Genomic DNA, 15,081 nt, shown 5'->3' on the forward strand with positions numbered 1-15,081 from the left:
GGGCACCTCGGGTTCAGAGCGGGCCAAAGAAGACGGGACCGCAAATGCGGCCCCGGTCACAGATATGCAATGCGCTCACCCGAAATTCATCAGGTGTTGGTCGCAGCCCCATCGGCGGGCGGCTCGAGCGGCGCGTCGTTTTCCAGCTGGTCCGTGCCCTCTTCATTGGGCACGTCCGCATCGGGCGTCGGCACGTCGTCGGGCGAGGTGTCATCGCCCGTGCCGCCGCCGGCGCCACGCTGCAGGATATCGGTGACCTGCTTTTCGAGGTCGGGCGGCAACAGGCTGATGAGGCTATCGCCGAAATTCTTGAGGATCGGGAGCGAGCGCGATTCGGCCGCCCAGGATGGCAGGTTCGACGGCATCAGCCACAGCCCGAAGATCACCACGATGACCGCGATCAGCACGCCGCGCGCGACGCCGAAGATGAAGCCCAGCGTGCGATCGAGCGGCCCGATGCGGCTGTCGACGACGAAATCGGCGATCCGCATGGTGATGAGATGGAGGATGATCAGCGCCACGATGAAGGTGCCGAGCACCGTCACGATGTCGGCCACGATCGGCTCAGCGATGTAGCCGCGCGCGATTTCCTTGTGGTTGAAATAGGCATAGGCGGCGATGGCCGCGGAGCCCGCCCAGGTGGCGAGCGACAGCACTTCCCGCGTGAAGCCACGGGCCGTAGCCAGGATCGCCGAGATCAGGACGAGAACGCCGATGCCGACGTCAAATGCAGTCAACATGTAGAAAATCCGCCCGTGCGACCCGCTTCAAAATCCCGTGTAACCGCTAATCGTGGCAAAGCCAAGCGTCGAGGAAGCGCTGCATAGCCGATCTTCACGGAAAGCAGGAAGCGTGGCCAAACCGCTACTCCGCCGCCTGCTTCTGGCCGCGAGCGGCGATGCGTCCGATGAGCTCGGCAAGCTCGGCATATTCGCCCACGGCGATGCCGTTGGGCACGTCGCCCTTGCCCAGCCGGCCGGTCACCGCGCCTTGAAACCCGAGCTTTTGCGCCTCGCGCAGCCGCTGCGCCGCATGCGCCACCGGCCGCACGCCGCCGGCCAGCGAGATCTCGCCGAAATAGACATTGCTCGAGGGCAGCGGCGAGCCGGTGAGCGAGGAAATCAGCGCCGCCGCCACCGCGAGGTCAGCCGCGGTTTCGTTGATCTTCAGCCCACCCGCGACGTTGAGATAGATATCGTTGGCGCCGATCCGCACACCGCAGCGCGTTTCGAGCACGGCGAGCACCATCGACAGCCGCGACGAGTCCCAGCCGATGACGGCACGGCGCGGCGTGCCGAGCGGCGAGGGCGAGACCAGCGCCTGGATTTCGCACAGCACCGGGCGCGTCCCCTCCATGCCGGCGAACACTGCGGAGCCTGCCGCGTCCTTGTCGCGCTGGTCGAGGAACAGGGCGGACGGGTTGGCGACTTCGCGCAGACCGAGCGTCGACATCTCGAACACCCCGATCTCGTCGGTCGCGCCGTAGCGATTCTTCATGCCGCGCAGGATGCGGAAAGTGTGGCTGGCATCGCCCTCGAAATACAGCACCGCGTCGACCAGGTGCTCGACGACGCGCGGACCGGCGATCTGCCCGTCTTTGGTGACATGGCCGACCAGCACGACGGCGGCGCCGGATTTCTTGGCAAAGCGCGTCAGCGCCTGCGCCGAGGTGCGCACCTGCGTCACCGTGCCGGGCGCGCTCTCGACCCGGTCGGTCCACAGCGTCTGGATCGAATCGATGATCACGAGGTCTGGGGCAGGGCCGTTCTGCAGCGTGGCGAGGATGATCTCGACATTGGTCTCGGACGCCAGCAGCACTTCGCGATCGCCTAGCCCCAGCCGCTGCGCGCGGAGCCGGATCTGCGCCACTGCTTCTTCGCCCGAGACATAGACGACGCGCCGGCCGCGCTCGGCCATCGCCGCGGCGGCCTGCAGCAGCAGAGTAGATTTGCCGATGCCCGGGTCGCCACCGACGAGGACCGCGGAGCCCATCACGAAGCCGCCGCCGGTGACCCGGTCGAGCTCACCGATGCCGGTGACGACGCGTGCCGCGGTCTCGGTTTCACCGGCCAGCGGCAGCAGCGCGATCGGGCGCCCGCCGGCGACAGCCGATTTCGGCCCGGCGCCGACACCGGAATCGACGATCTCCTCGACGATGGTGTTCCACTCGCCACACGCTTCGCACCGCCCCTGCCAGCGTGTGGTTGCCGCGCCGCAGGCCTGGCAGACATAGGAGGTTTTGGTACGCGCCATGTGATGCCCCGACAGGCGATGAGAGGTAGCGGAGTATCGGCGCAAAGGCAAGAACGAAGAGTGAACGATACTGTGCCGAGACATCCGACAGCCCGCGGCTTCCGAATGCGCAAGTGGTCGAGCGGCGTCGCGACCTTCAACCTAGGCGTCGTGGCTCCGCTCACCCCACGCATCCTCCCCGTCACGGGGGAGGTGCCGCATCGAGTGTTCGGCGCCCATGGTGCCGGTCGAGGGATCGGGAGTGATCAGGGGCGAGCAACCGCTGCCGTGTCGCGGTCGGCCCTTGGCCACTCTCCGATTACCTCATATCGGCCTTGTCCATAGAAGCTCCGCACCAGTGCGAAGCCCTCGACGCGCAGGGTTGGCGGGTTTTCGAGCACCGTTTCGGGGGCGCTGACCCGGTCGTAAAGGAGGGTGAGGTGGAAGGCCTCGCTCGGGTCCGAGCGGGGCTCGAAGCCGCGCTCAAGCATGCCCCAGCGCAGCAGGCGCGACAGGTCGACCAGTGGCGTATCTGATCCGGGCGTCAGCGCCATCGGTGGCGCGCCGACGCGGCGTTTGACGCTCATCAATCTGGTCAAGGCGATGTCGAACGGCGTGAAGCCGATCGAGTCGCCGGTCGCCATTGCGGTCGCGAGATCCGGCCCCGACAGCTCCTGGTAGAAGCCGACGCCGACCAGCGAAATGTGGAGCGTCGTCGCCGGCAGCAGCGCGGCCGAGATGCCGTGCCGCCGCTGCTGATCGGTGACGATGGCCTGCAGCGCCGGCCGCAGCCTGCCGCCCACCAGCACGGCGAAAAACACCGGGTCGCGGCCCTGCCGCGGTGGCACCTTGATGGATTTGAACGGCCGGGTTTCGCTGGCAAACATCGACAGCTGCGGCAGATCGGTCATCTCATGGTCCTCCGTTTAGGGAGAAGCAGGGAACCATTGAGGCAAAACGCGAGTCAAGAACAAAACAGGAACATAGGCCTTGATGCCCGCCGTGCTGCTCCTGCACGGATTTCCGACCTCGGCGCTTTCGCGACGTCATCCCTCGTTGGTGAGGGAGGCTTACGTCGTGGCGCCCGATCTGCCGCCTCGCTCATGCGCGAGTTCATCGGGCGAACACAGCCGGCCCGGTAATCCTTATCTGGGGTGAAATGAGTTCAGTTCAAGAATTGGCAATCGTCGACTTATGCGTAAGTTCCGCAACCCTTGGCCAAGTCAGAGGAGCGAGGGATGACACCGCATGCAGTGGTAATCGCCGGAGGCGGTCCGACGGGGATGATGCTGGCGGGCGAGCTGGCGCTGGCCGGCGTCGATGTCGCCATTGTCGAGCGGCGGCTGGATCAGGATGTGCTCGGCTCGCGGGCAGGGGGGCTGCACGCCCGGACCCTCGAGGTTCTGGACCAGCGCGGCATTGTCGGGCGGTTCCTCGCCGAGGGACAGAAGGTGCAGGTGACCGGGTTTGCCGGGGTCATGCTCGACATCAGTGCCTTCCCGACACGCCACCCCTACACCCTCGGGCTCTGGCAGAAGCACATCGAGCGGATCCTCGGCGGCTGGGTCGGCGAGCTGGCGGTGACGAGGTATCGCGGCGTCGAGGTGACCGGCTGCACGCAGGACGACACCGGCGTGGACGTCGCGCTCAGCGATGGCCGGTCGCTGCGAGCGGACTATCTTGTGGGCTGCGACGGTGGGCGCAGTCTCGTGCGCAAGGCGGCGGGCATCGAATTCCCCGGATCGGATCCCACCGTCAGCAATCTGATCGCGCAGGCCGAGCTTGCCGAGCTGCCGCCAGAATGGGGCATCCGCCGCGATGCCATCGGCCTCCACTCCATCGGCCGGGTGGACTACCAGATCCGCGATGGAAAGATCGTCTATGCGGATGAAGGGCCGGTCGGCGTCATGGTGACAGAGCGGCAGCTGGGAGAGGCGGGTGAGCCCACCCTGGGCGATCTCAAGGAGGCGCTCATCACCGTCTATGGCACCGACTACGGGATCCACAGTCCCACCTCGATCAGCCGGTTCACCGATGCGGCCCGGCAGGCCGCTTCCTACCGGAAGGGACGGGTATTGGTCGCGGGCGATGCCGCGCACATTCATCCGCCCGATGGTGGACAGGGTCTCCAGACCGGCGTGCAGGATGCGGTCAATCTCGGATGGAAGCTGGCCCAGGTAATCAAGGCGACCTCGCCCGAAACCCTGCTCGACACCTATCACGCCGAACGTCACCCGGTGGGTGCACGCGTGCTGCAGCACACCATGGCCTCGGTCGCGCTGCGCCGTGAGGACGATCGGACGAAGGCGGTGCGTGACACCATGGCCGACCTGCTCGGCATGGAGGAGCCGCGGCTGCGCTTCGCCGGAATGCTGACGGGGCTGGGGGTTCACTACGACCTCGGCGAGGGCCATCCGCTGCTCGGCCGTCGCATGCCCGACCTCGATATCGTCACCTTTGGCGGCCCGCTTCGGGTGTTCAGCCTGCTGCATGGCGCGAGGCCAGTACTCCTGAACTTCGGCGCGCCCGGCGACCTGGACATCACGCCGTGGGCCGATCGGGTCCAACTGGTCGACGCCAGTTACTCGGGGTCGTGGGAGTTGCCGGTGGTTGGGGCGGTCAGCGCTCCCACCGCCGTGCTGGTTCGGCCCGATGGCTACGTCGCCTGGGTGGGCGAGGGAGGCCGGCAAGGCCTTGCCGAGGCGCTCACGACCTGGTTCGGCCCGCCCGTGGGCTAGATGCAGCAGGCGCCGACGGGGCTGGACTTACCCCGTCGGTCGAGGATCTCGGCCTCCGCCGGCACGATCCGCCACCAAGAGTAACCCTCGCCATGCCTGGCCCCGCGGATGGCGAGAGCGTCCGGCTGGCCATCCGGGGATATTGCGACGAGCAGATCGAGGAGAGCCGGTGGCAGCTCAAGATGCTGCGTCGCTCGGGGTTCGAGGCCTTGCGCATCGGCCTCGTGCTGCTGGCCGTCTGCGTGCTGCTCTCGACGACCGTCGGCTATATGTCGTTCCTGCCCGAGTATATCCGCCTAGTCGTGAGCGAGAGCCTCGCCATCGCCGGCGGCGTCTCCCTGTGGCGACCGCTGGAACTGCTGGGCTTCGACACCTGGCCGTTGATCGGGCAGGTGCAGGTGCTCGAGAAACTTCGCGCGGCCGATATTCGCGTCGTGGAGACCGATCAGGCCGAGGGCGCTGCGCGTTCGGCGTAGTGCCGCCCGGATTTTCGCTTGGTCTGCAACGAGCGACACCCGTTAAGGTGCCCATCGATACGAGGACCAGGGGACCATCGAATGCGGTTCGATCGGCGGGCGATCTATATCACCGGGGCAGGGCACGGCATCGGCCGCGCGATTGCGCTTCGCCTCGCGGCCGAAGGGGGATCGATCGCGGTCTCGGACATCGACGCGGTGGCGGCCGAGGAGGTCGCCAGGGAGATCGGGGCGACCGGCGGCAAGGCATTCGCTACGACCTGCGATGTGACCGACACTGCATCCGTCGAGGCGTCGTTCGCTGACGCCGTCGCGCGGCTCGGCGGTCTCAACGTGCTGGTCAACACCGCCGGCGGCGACTGGGACGAGCCGGTGTTTGGCGAGATCGCCGACGAGCTCTGGGACCGCAAGATGGACGTGAACCTGACCGGAGTGGTCCGCTGCATCCGCGCGGCCCTGCCGAGCCTGATCGCGGCCGGGCCAGGAAGCAACGTCGTCACGATCGGATCGATCAACGGCAACGTCGCCGTCGGCGGATACGCCTACTCCGCCGCCAAGGCAGGGCTAGAGATTCTGACCAAGAACCTCGCCGTCCGCTACGGGCGGCAGGGACTGCGCTTCAACGTGGTCTCACCAGGTACCATCCGCACCCGCAACTGGATCGGCCGGGAGGAAGACCTCGGAAAGCTCGCGCGCATGTACCCGCTTGGTCGGGTCGGCGAGCCGGCAGACGTCGCCGCGGCGGTTGCCTTTCTCGCTTCGGCCGATGCGTCCTGGATCACCGGCGTCAACCTGCCGGTGGAGGGCGGCATCATGGCAGGTCCGCTCAACGCCTTGGTCGCGGACGACTAACCGCAATCACGCCGTCGGCGCGGCGCTTTCCGTGTATTGCCGGGTGTAGCGCCCCTTCAGGCTGGTCAGCACTTCGTAGCCGATGGTGTTGCCGGCGTCAGCGTGGTCGTCCACCGTCACCTGCTTGCCGATGATTTCAGCCATCTCGCCGGGCGCGGGCGGCTGCGGCAGGTCGGTGATATCGACGCCGATCATATCCATCGAGACGCGGCCGACGACGGGGCAGGCCTGGCCACGGATCACCACATGCGTGCCGCGGTGATTGTTGGATGAGCTGAGCGAGCGGAAGAAGCCATCGGCATAGCCCAGCGCCACGATGGCGAGGCGGCTGTCGCGCGACATGGTCTGCAGCGCGCCATAGCCGACCGTCTCACCGGTCTTCACGTCCTTGGTCATCAGGATCGGCGCCTCGAGTGTCACCACCGGCGCCATCGGGTTGCGCCGGCCGGCAACGGCGCGGCCGCCATAGAGCGCGATGCCCGGGCGGACCATCTGGAAATGGTTGTCGCGGTTGCTCATCAGCCCGGCCGAGTTGCTGAGCGATGCCGGAATGCCGGGAAACTGCGCCATCACCGAGGTGAACAGGGCCAGCTGCGTGCGGTTCTTCTCGTGCGCCGGGGTATCGGCGCAGGCGAGATGGCTCATGATCATCTGCGGCGCATAGCCGATCGAGTCGACCAGCCGCTTGACGATGGAGGTTTCGTTGAGCCGGAAGCCGAGCCGGTTGATGCCGGTGTCGAAATGCAGGGCCGCCGGCAGCGCCTGGTTCGAGGCGACGCAAGCCTGCAGCCATTCCTCGAGCATGGGGATCGAAGCGAGGCACGGCATCAGCCGCTCGCCCACATAGAGCGGCGCCGAGCCGGGGAACAGCCCGTCGAGGATGAAGATGTGGCTGTCCTCGGGGAGGGCAGCGCGGACCGCGATGCCCTCGTCAGGGGTGGCAGCAAAGAAGAAGCGCGCGCCGGCCTCATAGAAGGCGCGCGAGGCTTGGGCGATGCCGGTGCCATAGGCATCGGCCTTCACCACGGCACCGGTCAATGCCCCGCGGCTCACCTTGTCGAGCGCCTGCCAGTTGCGCTTCAGCGCACCCAGGTCGACCGTCAGCCGCCCACCGTAACCGGTCGCAATGGCCGGTGCCGCCATCACTATTCCATCCTCTCGGGCAGGTAGTCGGCGCGCGCCAGGTTGCCAAAGCGCGTGTATTGCGCCTCAAAGCTGACCTGCACGGTGCCCGTCGGGCCGTGACGCTGCTTGCCGATGATCACTTCGGCGCGGCCATGCACTTTTTCCATTTCGCCCTGCCACGCCAGATGTTCCGGCGAGCCCTCCTTGGGCTCCTTGTTCTTGAGGTAGTACTCCTCGCGATAAACGAACAGCACCACGTCGGCGTCCTGCTCGATAGAGCCGGATTCGCGCAGATCCGAAAGTTGCGGATGCTTGTCGTCGCGATTTTCGACCTGTCGGCTCAGCTGGCTGAGCGCGATGATCGGCACTTCGAGTTCCTTGGCCAGCGCTTTAAGCGTGGTGGTGATTTCCGTGAGTTCCTGCACGCGGTTCTCGCTCGATTTCTTCGACGAGCCCGAAAGCAGCTGCAAGTAGTCGACGATCAACAGGTCGAGGCCCTTCTGGCGCTTGAGGCGCCGGGCCCGAGCGGCGAGCTGTGCCACCGAGATACCGCCGGTGTCGTCGATATAGAGCGGCACCTGCGCCATCAGGTTCGAAGTATCCACCAGCCGGTTGAACTGACTCTCGTGGATGTTGCCGCGGCGAATGTCGGACGACGAGATTTCGGCCTGCTCGGCGAGAATACGGGTCGCCAGCTGCTCGGCGCTCATTTCGAGGCTGAAGAACCCCACATGGCCGCCATCGACGGTCTTGGTATGCCCGTCGGCCAGCACTTCGCCCTTGAAGCTCTTGGCAACATGGAAGGCGATGTTGGTGGCGAGCGAGGTCTTGCCCATCGCAGGACGCGCCGCGAGGATGATCAAGTCGCTGCGCTGCAGCCCGCCCATCAGCCGGTCGAGATCGGTAAGGCCGGTAGCGGTGCCCGACAGCGTGCCGTCGCGGCCGTAGGCTTCGCCGGCCATCTTGATGGCTTCGGTCAGCGCCTGCGAAAAACTCTGGAAGCCGCCGTCGTAGCGGCCCTTTTCGGCGAGATCGAACAGCTGCTTTTCGGCTTCCTCGATCTGCTTGTTGGCCGTCGCGTCGACATCGGAGTCGTAGGCGACCTGCACCATCTCCTCGCCGATCTGGATCAGGTTGCGACGGATCGCGAGATCGTAGATCGACTGGCCGTAATCGGCCGCGTTGATGACCGTGGTGGCTTCCGCCGCCAGCCGCGCCAGATATTGCGGCATGGTCATTTCGGCGGTCAGCGCATCGGCAAGATAGGTTTTGGCGGTAACCGGCGTTGCGGTTTTGCCGGCGCGGATGATCTTGGCCAGCACCTCGTAGATGGTGCGGTGGATCGGCTCGTAGAAATGTTCGGGGATGAGGAAGTCGCTGACCCGGTAGAACGCCTCGTTGTTGACGAGGATTGCACCCAGCAAAGCCTGCTCCGCCTCCACATTGTGGGGGGCGAGGCGGAAGCCCTTTTCGTCTTCCGGACGCAGGCGATGCACGTTGTTGTCGGCCATAGCGACTCGGATACTCCCCCGCTCGTTAAGGTTTGCTTTACCAGCGGCAGACGCCGCGACGAGTATCAAATGTGACGCAGCGGTGACCGAATCGGGTCACTACCGCGATGCCTGTGGTTAGTGTTGAAAGCGGGGGAAACCAAGGCGGCGCCAAGCCGCACGCATTGCAAATCGGCGCGTCCCTCAGGCGGCCGAGTCGCCGTCCTTGTCCAGCGTCGCTATTATCCGGCGCAGCATGTCGTAGAACAGGGGCCGCTCTTCGGGCGTCAGCGCCGCTGTCGCAAGCTGGTTCACCTCTACTGCGCTGACGAAAGCAGCTTTTGCGCGCTCGAGGCCGAGCGGGGTTAGCGACACCTGGGCGCTGCGGCGATCATTGGGGTCCGGCGTGCGCCTCACCAACCCGTCCCGTTCCATTCGGGCAAGGGTATTGGCCATGGTGGGCTGCTCCACCGCGGCCATCTGGGCGAGGGCCTTCTGCGTCATCGCGCGCCCGTCCTGCAGGGCGAAGAACACCGGCATCGGTCCGGAATTGCCGCCCTCCAGTCGTCGCTCGATCGCCTTGGCGAACAGCCGCGCCGCCCAATTGGTGAGATAGCCGGCAGAGGTCTCGCGAACATAGGTCATTTGAATAGCTTGCTATGTAGTTGTATAGTGTGCTATGTAACTGTGGATGAGAGCCTTACGCAAGGAGATTTCGATGTCGGTCAAAAGCACTGCTAACCGTTATGGTTCGATCGCCGTCGCCATCCACTGGCTGACGGCGCTGCTGATCCTCGTGCTGTTCGTGACCGGCCTCCTGGCCGCGGGCCAGACCGATCCGGCAGCCAAGCTCGCGCTGCTGCGCGCACATATCCCGCTGGGGGTAGGGGCGCTGCTCCTCACTCTCCTGCGCATCGTCTGGTGGCTGGCCGCGGACCGCCGCCCGGCGTTGCCGGCCGATCAGCCGATCTGGCAGCAATGGATGGCAAAGGCGGTACACATCGCGCTTTACGCGATCGTGCTGGAATCCGCCGCGAGCGGCATCGCCACCATCGTGCTCTCGGGCGCACTCCCGGCGATCCTCGGCAGCGCCGTGCTGCCGGATCTCAAGACGGTGCTGCCCCGGACGGTCCACGGCATCGGCTCCAAACTGATGCTGGGGCTGCTGGCGCTGCACATCGGCGCGGCGCTCTACCACCAGTTCATCCGCAAGGACCAGCTGTTGGCGCGCATGGGCGTCGGGGCCGCATAGACTTGCCGCAGCGGATGCCGTCGAGCATCCTGCCAACGGGCTGTTGGAGGGGAAGTCGATGCGACTGGGTCACGTACTATCGGTCTTGGCAGTGGCCGCGGGGTTGGCACTCGCGGCTGCACCCGTGCAGGCGCAACTCAGCGCCGAGAACCTGCTGACAAACCTGCCGGAGGGATTTGAGATCGGGTTCCAGACTCGTCAAGGGACGATGGACATGATGGAGTTCGTTCCCAGGGGCGAAACCGTCGAAAATTGGTCGACGATGGTGACCGTGCAAATCCTGCACGACGCAGACGACGCCGACCCGGGCGCCTTCGCCCGCAACCTGGGCCAGAACTGGCAGGGCGCCTGCCAGGGTAGTTCGGTGAGCAAGCTCGATGCCGGGGAAACCAACGGCTTCGCGTTCGCGCTCTGGCACTATGCCTGCCCGCTGAATCCCGGAACGGGCAAGCCCGAGGCCATGTGGCTCAAGGCGATCGCCGGGGCGGACGCGCTCTATGTGGTGCAATATGCCTACCGTGCCGCCTCCACCAAAGAGCTGGAACAGCCGGCGCTTGCCTACCTCGCTAAGGCCTCCGCTTGCGACACACGGCGCGCCGATCGCCCCTGTCCGGCGGGGATGTAGCGACCGGCGGACAAACAAAAAGGCCGGGATCGCTCCCGGCCTTCCGCATTCGATTGTGAGACGTTCTTACTCTTCGTCGCCGAAGGCTTCGGCGGCTGCAGAGCCGACTTCGGCCTGGCCGGCGGCGAAGGCCTCGTTGGCTTCGTCGTCGTAGTTGATCGCGGTGAGGTCTTCACCCTTCGACTGACGCTCGGCTTCGTCTTCCGAACGAGCGACGTTGACGGTGATGGTCACAGCGACTTCGGCATGCAGGTGCAGCGGCACGGTGTGAACGCCGACCGTCTTGATCGGGTTCGCAAGGTCGACCTGCGAACGCGAAACGGTGAAGCCGTCCGAGATCAGCGCGTCGGCGACGTCGCGCGACGACACCGAGCCGTAGAGCTGGCCGGTTTCGCCGGCCTGGCGGATGATCACCACCGACTTGCCGTTGAGGCCCGAAGCGATGCCGGCAGCGGCCTCGCGGCGCTCCTGGTTGCGCTTCTCGATGTCGGCGCGATCGCGCTCGAAGCGCTTGCGGTTGGCTTCGGTGGCGCGCAGCGCCTTCTGCTGCGGGAGCAGGAAGTTACGGGCAAAACCGTCCTTCACCGACACTTCGTCGCCGATGTGGCCGTGCTTGCCGATACGCTCGAGGAGAATGACTTTCATGATGCTTTCCTATGCTGTCCCGTTCACGAGTGAACGGTTAGGAGCCGCCGACGATCGGCAGCCCCAACCAATCCCGAACCGTTCTTACTGAACGGCGTAGGGCATGATGCCGATGAAGCGGGCGCGCTTGATGGCCTTGGCCAATTCGCGCTGCTTCAGGGCGGAGACCGCAGTGATGCGGGAGGGGACGATCTTGCCGCGCTCGGACACGTAGCGCTGCAGCAGGCGAACGTCCTTGTAGTCGATCTTCGGCGCGTTCGGGCCCGAGAACGGGCAGGTCTTGCGGCGGCGCTGGAACGGACGGCGGGCCGTGGTCGTGGTCAGGTCTTTGATGGCCATTTGGCTTATCCCTTTGAGTGGGTCGCATTCCGAACCGGAAAAGCGCTAGCGACTTTTCCTGGAATACTCCCGAGCAGTTCTTAGAAGCGGCGCGGGCGGCGGTCGCCGCGGTCGAAACCACCACGGTCGCCACGCGGGCCACCCGGACGGTCGCCACGGTCGTCATCGCGATCGCGCTTCTGCATCATGGCCGAGGGGCCTTCTTCCAGCTCGTCGACGCGGATGGTCATGAAGCGCAGGATGTCTTCATTGATGCCCATCTGGCGCTCCATCTCGGCGATCGCAGCGTGCGGAGCGTCGATGTTGAGCAGGGTGTAGTGCGCCTTGCGGTTCTTCTTGATGCGGTACGAGAGCGACTTCAGGCCCCAGTACTCGTTCTTGGTAACCTTGCCACCGCCGTTGGTGAGCACTTCGGTCAAAGCCGTCGTCAGCTCTTCCACCTGCGTCGGGGAAACGTCCTGGCGAGCCAGGAAAATGTGTTCGTAAAGGGCCATAAGCGCCTTCCTTCAAGTTGGTTCACAACACATCCCACTCGGCGCGGAGCCCCTTTGAAGCCGGAAAGGCACCAAAGCAGTCTTCTAAAGAGCGGGAACACGGGAGGACGGGCGAACCCTATCTGTTGCGACCCGCGAGCGCGTAGCGTCGCACTTGTAGGAAACAACAAACCCTCCGTTCAGCCCCCGGCCGAACGAATGTGAGGCGGGCTATAGGGGAAAAGGGCGGGGATGGCAAGCGCTGCGGCCGAGACCCGCGGGATCGCTCCGGGAACAAATCAGCCGATGCCTCCTTAATACCAAGAGGAGAATATGATGACAGATCCGAAGAAGCCCCTTCCGCCCGCCGAGCCGCCCGACAAGGTGTCTCCCGATTTCCCTGACACCGATCAGCCGATCAGGGAACTGCCGGAAGGGCAGTTGCCTGGAATGCCGGTCTGGCGCGATCCGCTCTTGAACCCGGGCCCAACGCCGTCCGAGCGCGAGACACCGCCGCTCGATTGAGTCCTCAGCCTGCGACGCCGGCCGCGCGTACCTTCGGCACTTCATAACCCTGCGACACCAGCAGCGACGTGATCGACGGCGTCAGCGCCCGGCAACCGCAGTTGAGCGCGTGCTGGTAGTGCCATTCAGCCCGCTGCTGCTTGGTCGGGTTGGTCGGCATCCGGTGCGCTTGATGCCACTCGGCGTTGGTCTTCCCCATCGTGCGGCCCCTTTCATTGTCGCCCCATCTTGCGCTAGGCAAGCCGTCGGCTCCACTGATGCTAACCTTGTCTGGACCGTTATGACCACCATCGATACCGTCGCGCCTGCCGCTCCCGATCGCCATGCCGTGCGCGCGGCCGAAGTGGTGATCCGCCCCCACATCCGGCGCACCCCGGTGATCGAAGCGCCAGCAGCGGATTTCGGGCTGGATGGTGCGCCGTTCTCCCTCAAGCTCGAATTCATGCAGCACTCGGGCACGTTCAAGGCGCGCGGTGCCTTCGCCAACCTTCTGATCCGTCCCGGCGCCGAGCGCGGCGTGGTGGCGGCCTCCGGCGGCAACCACGGTGCGGCCGTAGCCTATGCGGCGCAGAAACTCGGCATCGCCGCCCACATCTACGTGCCGCGCATCTCGTCGCAGGCCAAGATCAACCGCATCCTCCAGTATGGCGCTGAGATCACCATCGGCGGCGACAGCTATATCGACGCCTACGAGGCGAGCCATGCGTTCGCCCTCGATAACGACCTGCTCGAGGTCCACGCCTACGACATGTTCGAAACGCTCTGCGGGCAGGGCACCGTCGGGCTCGAATGGCTGGAGCAGACCCCCGGGCTCGATACGCTGCTTGTCGCCGTCGGCGGCGGCGGCTTGATCGGTGGCATCGCCGCGGCGGCGGCTGGCCGCGTCCGCATCATCGGCGTCGAGCCGGAGAACGCGCCGACGCTGCACCGGGCCATCGAGGCGGGCCGTCCGGTCGACGTGCCGGTGAGCGGCGTCGCCGCCGACAGCCTCGGCGCCCGCCGTATCGGCAACCTGAGCTTCGCCCTCTCCGGCTTCATCGACCGCTCGGTGCTGGTCACCGACGAGGCGATCGTCGCGGCGCAGAAGACCATCTGGGACGTGCTGCGTGTCGCCGTGGAGCCCGGCGGCGCCGCAGCGATGGCCGCCGTGCTCTCCGGCCGCTACGTACCGGCGCCCGGCGAAAGGGTCGGTGTACTGCTCTGCGGCGCCAACACGGCGGCGGTGAAGTTCGACTAGCCGCCTTGACATTGCCTCACCCCTCCGGCACACGCCGCCGCCAACTGGACGCCTGTCCGGGCGGGGCATAGGCTCGGCCTCAAGCACCAAGAACAACAGCGGAGGCCACCAACTTGACCAAGCGCGCATTCACCTATCCCGGCCAGGGCAGCCAGGCCGTCGGCATGGGCAAGGACCTCGCCGATACCTACCAGGAAGCCCGCAACGTCTTCGCCGAAGTCGACGACGCGCTCGGCCAGAAGCTCTCGGCCATCATGTTCGAAGGCCCGGACGAGACGCTGCGCCTCACCGAGAATGCCCAGCCGGCGCTGATGGCGGTCTCCGTCGCCGTGACCCGCGTTCTGGAAAGCCGCGGGTTCTCGCTCAGGGACAATGCCGCCTATGTCGCCGGCCACTCGCTGGGCGAATACTCGGCGCTGGCCGCTGCCGGCGCGTTCAGCCTCGCCGATGCGGCGCGGCTGCTGAAGATCCGCGGCCAGGCCATGCAGCAGGCGGTGCCGGTTGGGCAGGGAGCCATGGCGGCGATCCTCGGGCTCGACCTCGAAACCGTGCTGCGCGCCGCCAATGACGCCGAGGACGGCGAAATCTGCGGCGTCGCCAATGACAACGCCCCCGGCCAGGTGGTGATCTCCGGTCATGTCGGCGCCGTCAATCGCGCCATCGAGCTCTTGAAGGCCGCCGGCGCCAAGCGCGCCCTGTCGCTGCCGGTGAGCGCTCCGTTCCACTGCGCCCTGATGCGCCCCGCCGCCGATGCGATGGAGCACGCTCTGAACCAGGTGACGGTCAACACGCCGGTGGTGCCGGTTGTCGCCAACGTACTGGCCGCTCCGATCTCCGACCCCGAAGAAATCAAGAGGCGCCTCGTCGAGCAGGTGACCGGCATGGTCCGCTGGACCGAGTGCGTCAACTGGCTGGTCAAGGACGGCGGCGTGACGCAGCTGGTCGAGCTCGGCTCGGGCAAGGTCCTGAGCGGCCTCGCCAAGCGCATCGCGCCGGAAACGCCGGCGGTGTCGATCGGTGCTCCGGCCGATGTCGACGCCTTCCTCGCCGAAGTCGGCGCCTGAATCAGTTT

At 65.9% G+C, this 15,081-nt stretch carries 18 protein-coding genes; 8 read left to right on the plus strand and 10 right to left on the minus strand.

Features of this window, described 5'->3' with window-relative positions; genetic code table 11:
* Nucleotides 1-89: 89 nt before the first annotated feature.
* The 3 genes from AC1DYL_RS14105 to AC1DYL_RS14115 form a co-directional block, all read right to left on the minus strand.
* Nucleotides 90-740: a CvpA family protein gene (locus AC1DYL_RS14105; protein WP_477151354.1), complete on the minus strand. Its 651-nt coding sequence runs from the start codon at nt 738-740 to the stop codon at nt 90-92.
* A 124-nt stretch (nt 741-864) separates the two neighbouring features.
* Entirely contained in the window at nt 865-2,253 is a 1,389-nt protein-coding gene (gene radA / locus AC1DYL_RS14110; RefSeq protein ID WP_477157860.1) for a DNA repair protein RadA, read from the minus strand.
* Between the two features lie 245 nt (nt 2,254-2,498).
* Nucleotides 2,499-3,143: a 2'-5' RNA ligase family protein gene (locus AC1DYL_RS14115; RefSeq protein WP_477173629.1), complete on the minus strand. Its 645-nt coding sequence runs from the start codon at nt 3,141-3,143 to the stop codon at nt 2,499-2,501.
* A gap of 327 nt (nt 3,144-3,470) precedes the next feature.
* Between AC1DYL_RS14115 and AC1DYL_RS14120 the strand changes: the two genes are divergently transcribed.
* From AC1DYL_RS14120 to AC1DYL_RS14130, 3 genes are all read left to right on the plus strand, one after another.
* Nucleotides 3,471-4,970: an FAD-dependent monooxygenase gene (locus tag AC1DYL_RS14120; RefSeq protein ID WP_477173630.1), complete on the plus strand. Its 1,500-nt coding sequence runs from the start codon at nt 3,471-3,473 to the stop codon at nt 4,968-4,970.
* 92 nt (nt 4,971-5,062) lie between these two features.
* Nucleotides 5,063-5,446 (plus strand): hypothetical protein, encoded by a 384-nt coding sequence (locus AC1DYL_RS14125; RefSeq protein WP_477173631.1) that lies wholly within the window; start codon nt 5,063-5,065, stop codon nt 5,444-5,446.
* Nucleotides 5,447-5,527: 81 nt separating this feature from the next.
* Nucleotides 5,528-6,298, plus strand: a complete 771-nt coding sequence (locus AC1DYL_RS14130) for an SDR family NAD(P)-dependent oxidoreductase (RefSeq protein ID WP_477173632.1) — start codon at nt 5,528-5,530, stop codon at nt 6,296-6,298.
* A gap of 6 nt (nt 6,299-6,304) precedes the next feature.
* On the opposite strand, the gene alr is transcribed toward AC1DYL_RS14130, so the two are convergent.
* The 3 genes from alr to AC1DYL_RS14145 all read right to left on the minus strand — a co-directional run bounded on the left by alr (nt 6,305) and on the right by AC1DYL_RS14145 (nt 9,558).
* Nucleotides 6,305-7,441, minus strand: coding sequence for an alanine racemase (gene alr / locus AC1DYL_RS14135; protein WP_477157865.1), 1,137 nt, complete (start codon nt 7,439-7,441; stop codon nt 6,305-6,307).
* A gap of 2 nt (nt 7,442-7,443) precedes the next feature.
* Nucleotides 7,444-8,934 (minus strand): replicative DNA helicase, encoded by a 1,491-nt coding sequence (locus tag AC1DYL_RS14140; protein WP_477173633.1) that lies wholly within the window; start codon nt 8,932-8,934, stop codon nt 7,444-7,446.
* Nucleotides 8,935-9,117: 183 nt separating this feature from the next.
* The gene (locus AC1DYL_RS14145; protein WP_477157866.1) at nt 9,118-9,558 is read right to left on the minus strand and encodes a MarR family winged helix-turn-helix transcriptional regulator; all 441 of its coding nucleotides are present in this window, start codon (nt 9,556-9,558) and stop codon (nt 9,118-9,120) included.
* Between the two features lie 73 nt (nt 9,559-9,631).
* Here AC1DYL_RS14145 and AC1DYL_RS14150 point away from each other — a divergent pair, with 73 nt between their 5' ends.
* Both AC1DYL_RS14150 and AC1DYL_RS14155 read left to right on the plus strand, forming a co-directional pair.
* A complete protein-coding gene (locus tag AC1DYL_RS14150) occupies nt 9,632-10,165 on the plus strand; it encodes a cytochrome b (RefSeq protein WP_477173634.1) in 534 nt (177 codons plus the stop codon).
* A gap of 58 nt (nt 10,166-10,223) precedes the next feature.
* On the plus strand, nt 10,224-10,790 hold the full coding sequence (locus tag AC1DYL_RS14155) for a hypothetical protein (RefSeq protein WP_477151344.1): 567 nt from the start codon (nt 10,224-10,226) through the stop codon (nt 10,788-10,790).
* Between the two features lie 66 nt (nt 10,791-10,856).
* Here the strand turns inward: AC1DYL_RS14155 and rplI are convergent, their stop codons facing one another.
* The 3 genes from rplI to rpsF all read right to left on the minus strand — a co-directional run bounded on the left by rplI (nt 10,857) and on the right by rpsF (nt 12,268).
* Nucleotides 10,857-11,435 carry a 50S ribosomal protein L9 gene (gene rplI / locus AC1DYL_RS14160; protein ID WP_477151343.1) on the minus strand — a complete coding sequence of 193 codons (579 nt, stop codon included), beginning with the start codon at nt 11,433-11,435 and terminating at the stop codon, nt 10,857-10,859.
* 84 nt (nt 11,436-11,519) lie between these two features.
* Nucleotides 11,520-11,774, minus strand: a complete 255-nt coding sequence (rpsR, locus tag AC1DYL_RS14165; RefSeq protein WP_055048535.1) for a 30S ribosomal protein S18 — start codon at nt 11,772-11,774, stop codon at nt 11,520-11,522.
* 80 nt (nt 11,775-11,854) lie between these two features.
* The gene (gene rpsF / locus AC1DYL_RS14170) at nt 11,855-12,268 is read right to left on the minus strand and encodes a 30S ribosomal protein S6 (protein ID WP_477151342.1); all 414 of its coding nucleotides are present in this window, start codon (nt 12,266-12,268) and stop codon (nt 11,855-11,857) included.
* Nucleotides 12,269-12,583: 315 nt separating this feature from the next.
* On the opposite strand from rpsF, the gene AC1DYL_RS14175 reads away from it, so the two are divergent.
* Nucleotides 12,584-12,772, plus strand: coding sequence for a hypothetical protein (locus AC1DYL_RS14175; RefSeq protein WP_477151341.1), 189 nt, complete (start codon nt 12,584-12,586; stop codon nt 12,770-12,772).
* A 4-nt stretch (nt 12,773-12,776) separates the two neighbouring features.
* Here AC1DYL_RS14175 and AC1DYL_RS14180 read toward each other — a convergent pair whose 3' ends face one another.
* Complete coding sequence (locus AC1DYL_RS14180; RefSeq protein ID WP_477151340.1) at nt 12,777-12,971, minus strand: hypothetical protein; 195 nt, start codon at nt 12,969-12,971, stop codon at nt 12,777-12,779.
* 81 nt (nt 12,972-13,052) lie between these two features.
* Between AC1DYL_RS14180 and AC1DYL_RS14185 the strand changes: the two genes are divergently transcribed.
* Together AC1DYL_RS14185 and fabD are read left to right on the plus strand one after the other, a co-directional pair.
* The gene (locus AC1DYL_RS14185) at nt 13,053-14,009 is read left to right on the plus strand and encodes a threonine/serine dehydratase (RefSeq protein WP_477173635.1); all 957 of its coding nucleotides are present in this window, start codon (nt 13,053-13,055) and stop codon (nt 14,007-14,009) included.
* 113 nt (nt 14,010-14,122) lie between these two features.
* Nucleotides 14,123-15,073, plus strand: a complete 951-nt coding sequence (gene fabD, locus AC1DYL_RS14190; protein ID WP_477173636.1) for an ACP S-malonyltransferase — start codon at nt 14,123-14,125, stop codon at nt 15,071-15,073.
* The last annotated feature ends 8 nt before the right edge of the window (nt 15,074-15,081 follow it).

This window comes from Devosia sp. P1_H9, assembly GCF_056405135.1.

Excerpts from the sequence above, each read along its gene's own strand:
- AC1DYL_RS14105 (WP_477151354.1), bottom strand. The coding sequence starts at position 740 with ATGTTGACTGCATTTGACGTCGGCATCGGCGTTCTCGTCCTGATCTCG.
- radA (WP_477157860.1), bottom strand. The coding sequence starts at position 2,253 with ATGGCGCGTACCAAAACCTCCTATGTCTGCCAGGCCTGCGGCGCGGCA.
- AC1DYL_RS14115 (WP_477173629.1), bottom strand. The coding sequence starts at position 3,143 with ATGACCGATCTGCCGCAGCTGTCGATGTTTGCCAGCGAAACCCGGCCG.
- AC1DYL_RS14120 (WP_477173630.1), top strand. The coding sequence starts at position 3,471 with ATGACACCGCATGCAGTGGTAATCGCCGGAGGCGGTCCGACGGGGATG.
- AC1DYL_RS14125 (WP_477173631.1), top strand. The coding sequence starts at position 5,063 with ATGCCTGGCCCCGCGGATGGCGAGAGCGTCCGGCTGGCCATCCGGGGA.
- AC1DYL_RS14130 (WP_477173632.1), top strand. The coding sequence starts at position 5,528 with ATGCGGTTCGATCGGCGGGCGATCTATATCACCGGGGCAGGGCACGGC.
- alr (WP_477157865.1), bottom strand. The coding sequence starts at position 7,441 with ATGGCGGCACCGGCCATTGCGACCGGTTACGGTGGGCGGCTGACGGTC.
- AC1DYL_RS14140 (WP_477173633.1), bottom strand. The coding sequence starts at position 8,934 with ATGGCCGACAACAACGTGCATCGCCTGCGTCCGGAAGACGAAAAGGGC.
- AC1DYL_RS14145 (WP_477157866.1), bottom strand. The coding sequence starts at position 9,558 with ATGACCTATGTTCGCGAGACCTCTGCCGGCTATCTCACCAATTGGGCG.
- AC1DYL_RS14150 (WP_477173634.1), top strand. The coding sequence starts at position 9,632 with ATGTCGGTCAAAAGCACTGCTAACCGTTATGGTTCGATCGCCGTCGCC.
- AC1DYL_RS14155 (WP_477151344.1), top strand. The coding sequence starts at position 10,224 with ATGCGACTGGGTCACGTACTATCGGTCTTGGCAGTGGCCGCGGGGTTG.
- rplI (WP_477151343.1), bottom strand. The coding sequence starts at position 11,435 with ATGAAAGTCATTCTCCTCGAGCGTATCGGCAAGCACGGCCACATCGGC.
- rpsR (WP_055048535.1), bottom strand. The coding sequence starts at position 11,774 with ATGGCCATCAAAGACCTGACCACGACCACGGCCCGCCGTCCGTTCCAG.
- rpsF (WP_477151342.1), bottom strand. The coding sequence starts at position 12,268 with ATGGCCCTTTACGAACACATTTTCCTGGCTCGCCAGGACGTTTCCCCG.
- AC1DYL_RS14175 (WP_477151341.1), top strand. The coding sequence starts at position 12,584 with ATGACAGATCCGAAGAAGCCCCTTCCGCCCGCCGAGCCGCCCGACAAG.
- AC1DYL_RS14180 (WP_477151340.1), bottom strand. The coding sequence starts at position 12,971 with ATGGGGAAGACCAACGCCGAGTGGCATCAAGCGCACCGGATGCCGACC.
- AC1DYL_RS14185 (WP_477173635.1), top strand. The coding sequence starts at position 13,053 with ATGACCACCATCGATACCGTCGCGCCTGCCGCTCCCGATCGCCATGCC.